The organism is Coprobacillus cateniformis (assembly GCF_009767585.1).
GTDB classification, from domain to species: Bacteria; Bacillota_I; Bacilli_A; order Erysipelotrichales; family Coprobacillaceae; genus Coprobacillus; species Coprobacillus cateniformis.
On sequence record NZ_WSNW01000001.1, the window covers coordinates 2,325,162 to 2,339,248 of the forward strand.

Here is a 14,087-nt window from a genome sequence, read left to right on the forward strand (position 1 = left end):
TATATGAATAAAAATATAGTAAAAGTAGGAAAAGCAGCAATAGCTGTAACATTAATGACAACTTTATTAACACAAGGTTATTCTATTATTGGAGATGTAACTGCTCAAACAAGTAAAATAGCCGATGAATTAGATCCATTAAGTTTAATTAGTAGTGGTGATTTTGAAAAAACAAATACAGTTTGGAAAGCTAATAATGGTTCTATAGTTACTGAAAATGGTAATCGTTTAGGAAGATTGGGACAAGGAGTGTCTGATGGGTTCCTCTTACAATATGCGAATGTAAAACCAGGGAAAAAATATAGATTAACTGCTGATGTAAGAGTAAGTTATAATGGTTCTGGTGATACAAGCACATTAAGAGGTGCTTTCCTTACAATTAAAAATTCATCATATAGCTATAATAAAACAGTAGAAACAAATCGTGGACAAGTTGCTGAAAAAGCACTTCAATATACAAATGGAGAATGGCAAAAACAAACAATCGAATTTACAGCAGGTGATCAATATGATGTTGCTGTTGGGCTTGTTAAATGGACTGATGAGAATGTTGTTGGTAGAGATGCTATTGTAGATATTGATAATGTAACATTAACTCAAATCGATCAAGCTGCTGAATATAGTTATGTATGGGAAGATGATTTTAATGGTCAAGAATTAGATCAAGATATTTGGGGATATGAATTAGGTAGAGTTCGTGGTAATGAACAACAACATTATACAGATAGTAAGGATAATGTATTCCTTAGAGATGGAAATCTTGTTTTAAAAGTAACAGATAGAAAACTTGAAGATCAATACATAAATCCAAGAGGTAACCGTAAAGTTATTTATAATTCAGGGAGTGTTAGAACTCATGGAAAAAAAGAATTTCTTTATGGAAGAATTGAAATGAAAGCTAAATTACCAAAAGGTAAGGGAGCATTCCCTGCATTCTGGACATTAGGTGCTGATTTCAATTTAGATGGTGATATCTCAAGTCGTCAAGGTTATGGATGGCCAGCTTGTGGCGAAATTGATATTATGGAAATGATTGGTGGAACAATTAGAACTGATGAAACAAATGAAGAAAATCAAAGTAATAAAGTTGTTTATGCAACACCACATTTCTATTATGCAAATGGAGATGCAGATAAAGATGGAAGTTATTCACCATATGAATTAGGACGTTCTATTGGTATGGATGATGACTTTAATGATGAGTATCATATATTTGGAATTAATTGGTCAGAAGATAGAATAGAATGGTATTTAGATGGTGAAATTTACAGCACAATAGAATATGATCAAAGTGATGCACGAATTAGAGCTTTACAAGCATGCTTTAATAAACCACAATATATCCAGATGAATTTAGCAACTGGAGGAAACTGGGCAAAAAATGCTGGTAATCATTTAGCAGAAGATAATACAGAATTTGCAATTGATTGGGTTCGTTATTATCAAAATAGTGAACAAAAGGAATCTCATGATGAATATTACAATGATAGTCCAGTTATGCAAGGAATTAAGAATGTTTCTATGATAGAAGGACAAACACCTGATTTGGTAGAAGGAATTACTGTAACAAATGTTGGTGATAAAGAATATGTTGTAGATTATTCAATAGAAGATGAATTTATGTTTAATAATTCTGGAGATAGCAAAACATCAGGAGCATTCTTGAGATGTGAAGGTGTTGATGATGTAGATAGTTTAAAATTATTGGAACCTGGAGTATATAATATATACTATACAGCATATCCTAAAAATGCAGAATTTAGTGGAAAAGTTACTCCAGTTCATAAACTTCAAAGACAAGTTGCTACATTAACAGTCTTGGATAGAAATGATTTAAGTGCTATTAACTTATATGGCAAACAAGGAATTACTGCTTTTTCAAATCGTGAATTAAGTGAAGTTGAACTTCCACAAGGGTATGAATGGACAAATCCATCATTAAAAGTTGATGAAGGAAAAGCATATTCAGCTAAATATATTAAAGAGAGTGGTAGAAGTTCTATTGAGATATCTATAACTTTTGAAGAAATTTTAACTGATTCTCAAGTTGCTCCTAGATTGAAAGAAGCAAAAGAATTGCTGAGTCAAACAAATGTCTATACAGCACATTCAATAGCAAACTTAAATAAAGCAATTACAGAAGCACAAGCTATATTAGATTCAAAATATCCTACACAATCTGAAGTTAATAAAGCAACACAACTTATTAATTCAGCTATTATGAATCTAAAAAAAGTAAATTAAAAATATTAAAAAGAAAATGATTTGAATTATAAAGAGGAACCATGACTAATGTCATGGTTCCTCTTCAGACTGTTGACAAACAAGTCTGTTTATTGATGGTCTTTTTTATGGGGTCTCTAAATTTTGGCGGGGTTTGTCAAAATAAGACTCTATAATTTAGCGGGGAGTATTAACTCCCCACTTTATTTATAGTTGAAAAAAGGTGTCTAAAATCTAGCGGGGTCTTAGATACCTTTTATTGTGCGAAAACAATTCTTTTTTTGGTTATTTATTTTTTTTATACTTTCCTCTTTTTTTGCCTTCTACTTTATGTGAGTTTTTTTCATTTGTCATTAATGGTAGTGAATTTTTATTGATGCAAAACATGATCCTGTTTCTTAATCTTTCAAAATTTTTATATTTTAATGATGTTTTCATAAGTACTTTTATTCTTCCGTTGATAGATTCAATAGGACCATTTGATATTCTTCTTTCATCTATGTAGATAAATGAGTTTAATATTTCTGTTTTCCAATTTTCAAGAAAACTTATGACATCTTTGAATTCGTTGATACGCATTTGTTTAAGTTCATTATATAATTCATCATATCTTATAGAAGCAGTATCAAATGTATAATCCTCATTGAAGTCTAAATAATTTTCTTTCCAAAGATAAGCTTTTTTTAGTAAAGGATCTATATCAAGTATCAATGACAATATTTGAGGTTTGTTGATCATATATCCAATTTTCTTATTAAATTTAGGTAAGTTATCTTCAATATCACCTTTTCTCATCATAAGAAGATAATACCAATGTTTAAGAAGATAATATTCAACACTATCTTTATCATACTTATACATGATATGTATTCTTAAATTTTTAAGAGCATCATTGATGTTTTTAACGACATGAAAAGAATCAACCATGACAACGATATTTTTAAAATGATGATAAGCAAAATCTCTATAAGTTGTATTCATATCAATACTGACATATTGAACATTTTCAAAGTCCTTTTTATCAATATATTGCATATATGAATAAAGGTCATATTTCTTTCTGCTTGGATAAATGTCAATGATTTGAGCGGATTCCCAATCGATGAAAATACAAGCAAATTTATTTTTGAAAGTACCCAAATAAAATTCATCAATAGATAAAACTCTAGGAAGATGAGCAGGTTTCATATCAACATATTGATCGAAGATATTGATAACAGTGGAAGGAGATATATGATTTTTTTCAGCAATCGAAGAGAAAGTATAATTAAGCCTTTTACAATCTTTGAGGACAACGAGAATGGTAGCATTAGAAATTCTTTGTTTACGAGAAGAAAAAGGGTTAGATTCAACAAATGTTTTACCACAATCAATACATTTAAATCTTCTGCATCTGTAATAAATGACAGATTTATTCATATTAAAGAGAGAATGAGATATTTTTCTAAGTTTATAATCTTTGACATGAGAATGAAGACTACCGCATATAGGACAGACTTCAATTTTTTGAGTAAGAGTAATAGAAATAATGATCAAATCATTTTCTCTAGTAATAGATAGATTTTGAACATCAGTAGGTTGTAAACCAAATAAGTTTATAGTATCATAATCCATGAGTTAAGCACTCTCCTTTCATAGTTAAGATTGTTTTCGCAAACAAATGATAACATATGAAAGGACTCTTTTTTTAGCGGGGAGGAAGTGACATGAATATACACCCCACAAATTTTAGAGTAAAAAAAAGACACTCCCCGCTAAATTGAGGAGTAAGGGGTATACCCCGTTAAAATTTAAATATCTTTTTTATGCTTTCATGTTTTTTGGTTGTTTTTTCTTCCATATTAAAAAAATCGGACTATCCTGTCCTTATTTCTGTCCTTTTATTCTCTTTACTTCTTCGTTTTGATGTCCAAAACTCTTTTTTTTGGCGTACTTTTCCTTCTGTTTTTTATAATATGTGCATAACTTTTTCATATTCATTCCTGTAAATGTTAGGAGTGTATGATCGTACACTCTTTCGTGTCCTCTATATAATGTATAATCTAATCCATGTCTTCTTTTTCCATCTCCAAACTCCCTCTCTACTGTTTGCTTTCTTTGATCATATATTCTTTTTCCTTCTTGACTCTTTTGTAGCTTTATGCTTTCTTCTAAATCCTCTTGCCATACATGTCTTTCTATCACTTTTGTACAATTCCTTGACTGTGTGCATTTTTTCAGATGTGGACAGCTTTTACACTGTTTTTCATTTGATTTGTATTGTTTCCTTCCATCTTTATTTGTTGTACTGTATCTTAGTATGCATCCCAATGGACAGACATATATATCTTCTTCTTGATTATATTCATACTGCCATTTCTTATAATATCCTTTTCCTTTTGATGCAGCCCTTTTCCTCGGAACGATGATTTCTTTTCCTTCGCTATGTACACTATGACATATTGGTGCAGTTGAATATCCTGCATCTAGTACCATTGTCTCTATTTGTTCTCTATATGCATAATCAAGATTTAAATGATAAAAGGCTACACTATCATGAACATTACCTGAGTCTATGCTCATCCCTAATATATATCCATGTCTATCACATCCTACATTCACATTATAGGCAAAACATTTCTCTTTTTCTCCTTTATGAAAATATCCACAATCAGGATCGCTTGTGCTTACCTTGATTTCCTTTGTGTCGTGTGTTTCTTTTTTTTTACGTTTTATTTCCTTCTTATGATGCTCCGCTCTATCTCTATCTATTTCTTCATCCAATTCCTTTTGATATCTTTTCGCTGCTATTTCTACTTCCTTATTGACTGACTTATTCTTATTCGCATTTGCCTTAAGATGTGTGCCATCTATAAACACAATGCTTGGGTCTACGACATCATTTTCTATAAGTGTCCTGATGAAGTATTCAAATATCTGAATCGCTGTATTATTTTTCTTGAACTTCCTTATATAGTTTTGTGAGAATGTGGAATGATCAGGAACTTTTTCATCAAAGCTTAATCCTAGAAACTATCTATAGGCTATATTGACCTTAACTTCCTCACATGTTCTTCTCATGGAATGATATCCGAATATGATATTAATAAACATAAGTTTAAATAAAACAACGGGATCAACTCTAGATGTTCCTATATCAGAATATAAGGGATCACATATATCATAAATAAAATCCCAGCTAATGAACTCATCAAGTTGTCTGACGAGATGATCTTCTGGTACGAATTCATCTAGTGATCCCATTATAAAGCTGTCACTTATTAACTGTCTGTTATTTTAATGTAAATACATTTGGAACACTTCTAGGATTTAAAAGTACTGTTGATCAATCAACAATTACTGATATTGTTATTCCTTCAACTATTGATGGTGTCAAAATTAAATTTATCACGCGCAATGCATTTAGTAATAATCAGTATTTAAAAAGTGTTAAAATTATGGATGGTATACCAGCCATTGGAAATTATGCATTTGATAATTGTCAGAATCTTGAAAGTGTTGTTATTCCAAATAGCGTCACTGAAATAGGTGAATATACATTCCGTGATAATATCAGTTTAAAAGAATTAAATTTACCAGATAGTATTGAGAAAATCGGTAAGTATGCTTTTGCAAATTGTACAAGTGTACAAAAATTACATATTCCTAACAAATTGAAAGAAATCCCTGAATATGCATTTAATGGGCTTACGAGTTGTTTAGAACTTGAGATTCCTTCAAGTGTTGAAACAATATCGAATTGGGGGTTTCAAGGATGGAATAGTCTAAAAAATTTAAATATTCCAGAAAGTGTAAAATTTATAGGTGATAAAGCTTTTTCCAGATGTAATATTCAAACATTAGTTATTCCTGATAATGTGACTAGTATTGGTAAGCAAGCTTTTAATTATTGTAAATCTTTAGAAACTGTTGTATGGTCAAAAGGAGCAACAACAATTGATGCACAAACATTTTATGAATGTAATAAATTGAGAGAAATTACAATACCAAACACAGTAACAGTTATACAAAGTGCTGCTTTTAGTTATACTGCATTACAAAAATTAATTATTCCTAGTAGTGTCCAAGTTATTGGTAATTCGACTTTTACGAACTGTCAGCTTATTGATGTGACTTTTGAAAATCCAAATAATCTTATAACATGTGGAACTCCAGCATCAAAATATTGGGCTTTTGGAAATCAGAATATAGGGATTGCTTTATATTGTACAAGTGATGGAGAATATGTTGATTTTGCAACACAAGGATTTAAAGAAGCAGAGAGAATTCAAGTAGAGGGTGATGACTTTGAAAATTTAGGTCATGGATTATGGAAAGTCAAATCTACGATGCGTTCATTTCCATCAAAAATTAAATATTCTTATAATATTATTGAAGATAACCCTGCAACTGTTATTGGTGGAGAAGTTGATTTAATTGTTAAAAAAACACATAAGATTACTTTTATGTGTGATGGAAATATTTTGGAAACAAAATATTATGTTGAAGGAGAAGATTTTGTTTTCCCTAATATTCCAGTAAGAGATGGATATACAGGGATATGGAATTATGATGAATCAGATATTACTGGTGATAAAATTATTGAAGTTATTTATAAGGCTTTACCAGTTGTAGAAGTAGATTCTATTGTCATTCCACAAAATGATCAATTAAATTGGAAGGATCAATTTATATTTAAGGATGCTGATGGCAATAAGATAGATAATGTTATTTTTAAAGGGAAAGTAGATACAAGGAAAGCAGGCATATATCATTTAACATATCAAGTGACAGACCAGTGGGGTGGTCAGATGAGTGGGCAATGTCAGGTAAGAGTTTGTTCTTTACCAACTTTAGTAGGATCTGATAATGTAGAGATACCAATAGATACACTTTTTAATCCAAAAGGATATTTTGTTTTTGAAGATGAAGATGGAAATAAAATTAATAATGTGACTTTTATTGGAACTTTGAATTCCCATCAAGAAGGGATTTATGTTCTCGAATATGAAGTTATTGATCAATGGAATCAAAAATTAAATGGAAAGTGTCAAGTACGTGTTTTACGTAGTCCAATTATTAATCTGGATCCTGATAATAATGATTCATTAAATAATGACCATGTAAAAGATGATTTATCTGATAACAATCATAAAGATAATTAATCTAAAGATTAAAATCAAATAATTCAAGATGTAAATACTGGTGATGTTACTGCTATAGAAATATGGGGAACTGTTATTTTATTAAGTGTCAGCATAGGAATTTATATGTTACATAAAAAAACAAGATAGATAATTAGTAATATCTTTATTTAATGATATTGATAGGAATTTTCTAAAAAAAGAAAGTTCCTTTTCTTTATGCGTAAATAAGTATTAAGGATGTCTATACGTTTATCTTATATAATTTTTATATATTATTGATTAATATATGTTATAGTAGTATACTATATAGTATAGGAGGGCTGCTATGGCATCAACTGTAGATTTAGTATTATTAGGATTGGTTCATGATCAATCAAGAAGTGCTTATGATATTCAAAAGCATATAGAATATCGGAATTTATCTTATTGGGTTAAAATTAGTACACCATCTATCTATAAAAGAATGATTGTTTTAGAGGAAAGTGGTTATTTAAAAAAAAAGATTATTAAGAATGGAAAAAATCCTGAAAAAGCAATTTATAAAATAACGCAGAAAGGTTTAGAATATTTCGATATTATGATGGAAGAATTTTCTAAGAAAAGTTTTCAGGTTTTATTTGACTTTAATGCTGTTATTGTAGGTTTAAATAAGGTTTCTAAAGGAGAAGCTTTGCAATATGTTGAAAATATTCAAAAGAATATTGAAGAATCATTATCTTTCATAACTATAACAAGACAGCAAAAGAAAAATATTCCGCTTGTTGGGCGAACGATTATGAAACAACAAATAATGGTTCTAGATTCTTTACAAAAATGGTGTATAGAATTTAAACAAGAAATTGAAAATGAGGAATCATTAGAAAAAATGCAAGAATTAGGAGGAGAATAAAATGTATCAATCAAGGTGTGGTATTTGTTGTGATGAGTGTGAACGAAAAGAAAGTGTTCATTGTACAGGATGTATCCATATGGAACTCCCATTTTGGGGTGGTCAGTGCGGAGTGAAATCATGTTGTGAAAGTAAACAACTTCATCATTGTGGAGAATGTGACGAATTTCCATGTAAAATGTGTGCTGAAATGGGAAAAGATATGGGATTTGATCCAGCACCAAGACTTCAAAAATGTAAAGAATGGAGAAAAGAGAAAGTTAGCTCTCATTAGTTTTACTTGTTTTTTATAACCCCTGTTGTATAATAGGTTTGAGGTGAAAACAATGATGATTTCAACAAAGGGACGTTATGCATTGAGAATTATGTTGGACTTAGCAGAACATGATTGTGAAGTATATTTACCATTAAGAGAAATTGCTCAACGTCAAAACATATCAGAAAAATATTTAGAAATTATTATAAAAATATTAGTTCAAGCGCGTTTTGTACAAGGTTTAAGGGGAAAAGGAGGAGGATATAGACTTGTTCGTGATCCTCATACATATACAGTTGGAAGTATTCTTAAATTGACTGAAGGGAGTTTGGCACCAGTTGCGTGTTTGGAATGTTCACCAAATACATGTGAACGTTCTCAGTTATGTAAAACTTTACCGATGTGGCAAAAACTTGATCAAATGATTGATGAGTATTTTGAAGGGATAACACTTGCAGATTTAATGAATTCATCAATTGACGGGAATGACTATAGTATTTAAAAGGTTCTTAGGAATCTTTTTCTTTTTTTTGTAATACCTATTGAATAGATAGGTATGAAGTGCTATAATACCTATAAACCTATTGATAATATAGGTAATTAAAAAAGAGGGGAATATAATGATGGCAAAACAATTAAGATTTGAGACTTTACAACTTCATGTAGGACAGGAAAAAGTTGATACAGCAACAGGGGCAAGGGCTGTACCTATTTATGCAACAACATCGTATGTATTTGAGAATAGTCAACAAGCAGCAAATAGATTTGCACTAGTTGAAGAGGGTAATATTTATACACGATTGATGAATCCTACCAATGATGTTTTTGAACAAAGGATTGCAGCTTTGGAAGGTGGGATTGCTGCTTTAGCAACAGCTTCTGGTTCAGCAGCTATTGATTATGCTGTAAGAAATATTGCAACAGTTGGAGATCATATTGTTGCATCGCAATCTTTGTATGGGGGAACGTATAATTTATTTGCAAATACGTTAAAAGAAGCAGGAATTACGACGACTTTTGTAGATAGTCAGTCTATAGATCAATTTGAGAAAGCAATCCAAAATAATACAAAATTAATTTATTTAGAATCGTTAGGAAATCCTAATTGTGATATTGCAGATTTGGAGAAAATAGCTGATATTGCACATCAGCATGGAATTCCAGTTATTGTGGATAATACATTTGCAACACCATATTTATTGAGACCATTGGAACATGGAGCAGATATTGTTGTCCATTCAGCTACAAAATTTATTGGTGGACATGGAACGGTTATGGGCGGTGTTATCATTGATGGTGGTCATTTTGACTGGACGCAGAATGATAAATTTCCTGGATTGACACAACCGAATCCATCATATCATGGTATTGTTTTTAGTAAAGCTTGTGGAAATATTGCATATATTATGAAAATACGTACAACCTTAATGAGAGACCAGGGTGCATGTCTTTCACCTTTTCATTCATTTTTGTTGTTGCAAGGTCTTGAAACATTATCATTAAGAGTGGAAAGACATGTTGAAAATGCATTGAAGGTTGTTGAGCATCTTAAAAATCATCCACTTGTGAAAAAGGTAAATCATCCATCATTATCAACAGGGACACAACTTCGTTTATATAATCAATATTATCCAAGTGGTGGCGGTTCTATATTTACATTTGAACTTAATGGAACTGAACAGCAAGCTAAACAATTTACAGAGTCACTTCATTTGTTTTCATTACTTGCTAATGTTGCAGATTCAAAGTCACTTGTTATTCATCCAGCTTCTACAACTCATTCTCAATTGAGTCAAGAGGAGTTATTATCAGTAGGAATTACGCCAACAACAATTCGTTTATCAATTGGTACAGAACACATTGATGATATTATAGATGATTTAAGTCTTGGATTTGAAAAAATAGAAAAAGTCATTCGGTAAAATGTCAAGAAAATAAATAAAATCTTTTTTAGATAAATCAAAAACCATCATCTAAAAAAGAGTACACTAAAAAGAAGTATGAAAAAATTTATGAAATTGACAAATTACTCAATGACTGTGTCATGAGACACAGAAACGTATAATTTACTGTCACGTAGCAAGACATAAATTAAACGAACTAGTTTTCTTGATGTAAGGACGAGTGCTCTACGATGCTTGTGTGTAGAGGCTTCGTTATACTTCTTACGATAAAAAGAAGTCGTATAATCAAAGCCATGCATCACTGACATCTGTGTGGATTGAGTTATGTAATATTTTAAATATTTATTACATGAATTCGCTGAATGTTTTTCATCAGCAATAAAATTGCCCGAGTCATTCTTCTTCCAATGGAAACCGGCATATTTAGCCAATGAAGCATCACTTTTGAAATAGGAAATATCACCAATTTCAGAAAGTATACCTGCTGCAAAGACAGGTCCGATACCTGTTATAGACATCAGAGATTGATATCCGTTAGGATAAAGACCTTTCATTTCCTTCTCAATGGCCTTATCAACCATCTTGATTTGAGATTCAATGCATTGAATCAGGTTGATAGAAGCAGTAATTGAGATAGTTATAGGGTCATATGCAGTTTTATCAAGTCTATAGGAAGAACGAATCGCTTTATCAAAAAGAGAAGCAATTTTACCATAATCATCACATCTGTTTTGAGAAGCAGATTTGAAATATTCAATGATTTCATCCAAAGGTTTTTCAGCCAAATCAAAAGGGGAAGCATAATCAGTTAAAAATTTCGTGTTGGAAGCAGAAAAATTATCACTGAAAGGCAAATCCTTATGAGGAAGGGTCATAAGACCAGAAACCTTTAAATAGATATTGTTGAGAACGTAATTCTTTTCTCTAATAAGCTGCTCAGCTAAATGATAACGTTCACGAGTGAGACGTTTAAGAGCGATATGTTGAGCAGCTTTAAAGGGACGAAGCTTTTTACAGCGACCAACACGAGCAAAATCTGCAATCAAAAAAGCATCACCCAGATCAGTTTTTTCCATTTCAATATAAGACTTCTTATAATTGGCAATGGATTTGGCATTAACAGAATATATGATGACAGAAGTGCCGACAATCGAAAGCTGAGATGAAAGATAAGCACAAATATGATAGTCATATATAGAAGTTGATTCAGTAACGATGATGATGGAATCGAACTTTTCTTTATCAACAAAAGCCAAGACAGATGTAATGAGAAGATCACATCCATCAGGGTTATTTGGAAAAGAGAGATTAAAGAAAACATCCTGATTAAAGTTAACAGCACAGACTTGATTATTTTTGGTTGAAACATCAATACCTACAAAGAGAGTGTTCATGGGATCACCACCTTTCAAAAAAGATAAAACTAGAAACAAAATATTGGAAAGACCTCCGTTCTTTAGACATGATGCGACCTCGCCATAAGAATAGAACAATACAGATCAAAGGCTACGTATCACAAAAGTATTGAACAAACAACATTCGGTAAGCAGAGACATTCTAAAGTTGAGAAACAGACTTTCTATAGAAGATATCATGAAGATACTTCAAGGAGAATTAGAATAAATTCCAATAATAGAGTGACTAGTAACTCTATTATAACTTAGGAAAATCCAATATTGAAATAAACTTGTAAAGATGACTAGTCATCTTTACAAAATATATTATACGAGGAGAATAGTTATGAATATATATAAATCAGCTGATCAATTGATTGGCAAAACACCATTATTAGAATTATCAAATATTGAAAAGAAATATCACTTAGAAACAAATATTATTGCAAAATTAGAATATTTTAATCCTGCTGGGAGTGTTAAGGATAGAATTGCAAAAGCAATGATTGATGATGCAGAAGCAAAAGGATTGATAAATAAAGACACTGTTATTATTGAACCAACTTCTGGAAATACTGGTATTGGGCTTGCTTCGGTTGCTTCAGCCAGAGGATATCACGTTATTATTGTCATGCCTGAAACAATGAGTATTGAAAGACGACAACTAATGAAAGCATATGGAGCTGAACTTGTTTTAACTGAAGGTGCTAAAGGGATGAAGGGCGCTATTGCAAAAGCAAAAGAACTCAGTGAAAAACTTATGAATAGTTTTATTCCTAGTCAATTTGAAAATCCAGCTAATCCCCAAGTCCATACTTTAACAACTGGTCCAGAGATATGGGAAGATACTGATGGTCAGGTAGATATATTAGTAGCTGGTATTGGAACAGGTGGGACAATTAGTGGTGTTGGTGAATATTTAAAATCCAAAAATCCAGATATCCAAGTGATTGCAGTTGAGCCAAAAGATTCTGCCATTTTATCCACAGGGAAAGCAGGTAGCCATAAGATTCAAGGAATTGGTGCAGGATTTATTCCACAAGTGCTTAATACAAAAATTTATGATGAAATTATAACTGTTTCTAATGAAGATGCTTTTCAGTTAGGAAAAGAAATAGGACATAATGAAGGTATATTAGTGGGAATATCTTCTGGAGCAGCAGTTTATGCAGCTATTCAGGTTGCACAAAGATTAGAAAACAAGGGTAAAAATATTGTTGTCATATTACCTGATATAGGTGATCGTTATTTATCTACCCCAATGTTCCAATAAATATTTCGTTTAATATAGTATAAAGATAAGAAAATCTCTTTTCAGTATAATGTGAAAGAGACTTTTATCTTATTTCAATGAAATATTATGATATTGTTCATATTTATCGATAACTTAATTACTCATGTTATGGGTAAATAAATTGTAAATACTCATCAAATGGGTATTTGTAATTACATACTTAGTTAAAGTCATGATTATAGCTTTGTTGAAATCGTTGATTGTCTTTCAATAATTTGAGGGGATAGCATAATAGTTTCTGGGATTGTGACTTCATGTTGCATTTCATGAATTCTACGAATAACTTTTTTAGCAATTTCATAACGACTTACTTCAAGTGTTGAAAGTGTTGGTGTCATAGATTGACAAAATTGCATGTTATCAAATCCAATAACTTTAATATCTTGTGGAACTTTATAACCATTATATTGTAGTGCATTGATAACAATTGCTGCATTGCGGTCATTAACACAAACAAAAGCTTCAGGCATTTTTCGATATGTTAATAACATTTTTTGAATATAGCGATAATCATCATTTAAAACTGCTTTTTCAATGCCCTTTGTTAAACAAATCAATTCATGTTTTTGAGGAGGGAAGTGATTAATCATACATTGTCGATAACCTTGATATCTTTCTTTAAAGTTCTTGGAACTTTCAACTTCGCCTACAAATCCAATTTGTTTATATCCCTTTTTAATAAGATAATCACAACTTATATATCCACCTAAAAAATTATTTGTGATAACAGTATCTATATTAAAATAAGGGATAGAATGATTCACACAAATAATTTCTTTAATATATAAATGTAATGAATAAATCATTTCATCACTTAGAAGTATAACGCCTGCCACATGATGTTCACTCACACATTCAGGGACATTAAAATGAGCAAAATCATAATACTCAGTTAAAATACGATAACCAAAAATACGTGCTTCGTTTGTCATATGGTGAAGTAAATCTAAATAATAATGTTTATCATTCTTTTTCTTATTTTCAATCATAATAACTAATGT

General features: G+C 30.9%; 11 protein-coding genes and 1 pseudogene. 7 read left to right on the plus strand and 5 right to left on the minus strand.

The genetic code is table 11. The annotated features are described in order from the left end of the window. Positions 1-3 precede the first annotated feature (3 nt). Positions 4-2,244, plus strand: coding sequence for a family 16 glycosylhydrolase (locus tag GQF29_RS11415; RefSeq protein WP_160340811.1), 2,241 nt, complete (start codon positions 4-6; stop codon positions 2,242-2,244). 264 nt (positions 2,245-2,508) lie between these two features. Here the strand turns inward: GQF29_RS11415 and GQF29_RS11420 are convergent, their stop codons facing one another. The 3 genes and pseudogenes from GQF29_RS11420 to GQF29_RS11430 form a co-directional block, all read right to left on the minus strand. Further along, a complete protein-coding gene (locus tag GQF29_RS11420; RefSeq protein ID WP_117598760.1) occupies positions 2,509-3,837 on the minus strand; it encodes an ISL3 family transposase in 1,329 nt (442 codons plus the stop codon). Positions 3,838-4,089: 252 nt separating this feature from the next. Next, positions 4,090-5,223, minus strand: a pseudogene (locus GQF29_RS11425) (IS1182 family transposase); the annotation flags it as partial. A gap of 12 nt (positions 5,224-5,235) precedes the next feature. Further along, entirely contained in the window at positions 5,236-5,466 is a 231-nt protein-coding gene (locus GQF29_RS11430) for a transposase (protein ID WP_008787464.1), read from the minus strand. A gap of 92 nt (positions 5,467-5,558) precedes the next feature. Between GQF29_RS11430 and GQF29_RS18975 the strand changes: the two genes are divergently transcribed. The 5 genes from GQF29_RS18975 to GQF29_RS11455 all read left to right on the plus strand — a co-directional run bounded on the left by GQF29_RS18975 (position 5,559) and on the right by GQF29_RS11455 (position 10,416). Then, a complete protein-coding gene (locus GQF29_RS18975) occupies positions 5,559-7,367 on the plus strand; it encodes a leucine-rich repeat protein (RefSeq protein ID WP_270601589.1) in 1,809 nt (602 codons plus the stop codon). Between the two features lie 307 nt (positions 7,368-7,674). Continuing rightward, positions 7,675-8,238: a PadR family transcriptional regulator gene (locus tag GQF29_RS11440; protein ID WP_017143903.1), complete on the plus strand. Its 564-nt coding sequence runs from the start codon at positions 7,675-7,677 to the stop codon at positions 8,236-8,238. A 1-nt stretch (position 8,239) separates the two neighbouring features. Further along, the gene (locus tag GQF29_RS11445) at positions 8,240-8,512 is read left to right on the plus strand and encodes a DUF3795 domain-containing protein (RefSeq protein ID WP_008787468.1); all 273 of its coding nucleotides are present in this window, start codon (positions 8,240-8,242) and stop codon (positions 8,510-8,512) included. A 55-nt stretch (positions 8,513-8,567) separates the two neighbouring features. Then, entirely contained in the window at positions 8,568-8,996 is a 429-nt protein-coding gene (locus GQF29_RS11450; RefSeq protein WP_428076125.1) for an RrF2 family transcriptional regulator, read from the plus strand. A 121-nt stretch (positions 8,997-9,117) separates the two neighbouring features. Then, the gene (locus tag GQF29_RS11455; RefSeq protein WP_199805893.1) at positions 9,118-10,416 is read left to right on the plus strand and encodes an aminotransferase class I/II-fold pyridoxal phosphate-dependent enzyme; all 1,299 of its coding nucleotides are present in this window, start codon (positions 9,118-9,120) and stop codon (positions 10,414-10,416) included. Positions 10,417-10,520: 104 nt separating this feature from the next. Here GQF29_RS11455 and GQF29_RS11460 read toward each other — a convergent pair whose 3' ends face one another. After that, positions 10,521-11,792 carry an IS110 family RNA-guided transposase gene (locus GQF29_RS11460; protein ID WP_008790900.1) on the minus strand — a complete coding sequence of 424 codons (1,272 nt, stop codon included), beginning with the start codon at positions 11,790-11,792 and terminating at the stop codon, positions 10,521-10,523. A 346-nt stretch (positions 11,793-12,138) separates the two neighbouring features. Here GQF29_RS11460 and cysK point away from each other — a divergent pair, with 346 nt between their 5' ends. Then, positions 12,139-13,065, plus strand: a complete 927-nt coding sequence (gene cysK, locus GQF29_RS11465; protein ID WP_008787472.1) for a cysteine synthase A — start codon at positions 12,139-12,141, stop codon at positions 13,063-13,065. Between the two features lie 197 nt (positions 13,066-13,262). On the opposite strand, the gene GQF29_RS11470 is transcribed toward cysK, so the two are convergent. Further along, entirely contained in the window at positions 13,263-14,075 is an 813-nt protein-coding gene (locus tag GQF29_RS11470; RefSeq protein ID WP_008787473.1) for a substrate-binding domain-containing protein, read from the minus strand. Between the last annotated feature and the right edge of the window lie 12 nt (positions 14,076-14,087).

Bases quoted from the DNA above. Each gene is read 5' to 3' on its own strand.
- GQF29_RS11415 (WP_160340811.1), top strand. From the start codon at position 4: ATGAATAAAAATATAGTAAAAGTAGGAAAAGCAGCAATAGCTGTAACA.
- GQF29_RS11420 (WP_117598760.1), bottom strand. From the start codon at position 3,837: ATGGATTATGATACTATAAACTTATTTGGTTTACAACCTACTGATGTT.
- GQF29_RS11430 (WP_008787464.1), bottom strand. From the start codon at position 5,466: ATGGGATCACTAGATGAATTCGTACCAGAAGATCATCTCGTCAGACAA.
- GQF29_RS11440 (WP_017143903.1), top strand. From the start codon at position 7,675: ATGGCATCAACTGTAGATTTAGTATTATTAGGATTGGTTCATGATCAA.
- GQF29_RS11445 (WP_008787468.1), top strand. From the start codon at position 8,240: ATGTATCAATCAAGGTGTGGTATTTGTTGTGATGAGTGTGAACGAAAA.
- GQF29_RS11450 (WP_428076125.1), top strand. From the start codon at position 8,568: ATGATTTCAACAAAGGGACGTTATGCATTGAGAATTATGTTGGACTTA.
- GQF29_RS11455 (WP_199805893.1), top strand. From the start codon at position 9,118: ATGGCAAAACAATTAAGATTTGAGACTTTACAACTTCATGTAGGACAG.
- GQF29_RS11460 (WP_008790900.1), bottom strand. From the start codon at position 11,792: ATGAACACTCTCTTTGTAGGTATTGATGTTTCAACCAAAAATAATCAA.
- cysK (WP_008787472.1), top strand. From the start codon at position 12,139: ATGAATATATATAAATCAGCTGATCAATTGATTGGCAAAACACCATTA.
- GQF29_RS11470 (WP_008787473.1), bottom strand. From the start codon at position 14,075: ATGATTGAAAATAAGAAAAAGAATGATAAACATTATTATTTAGATTTA.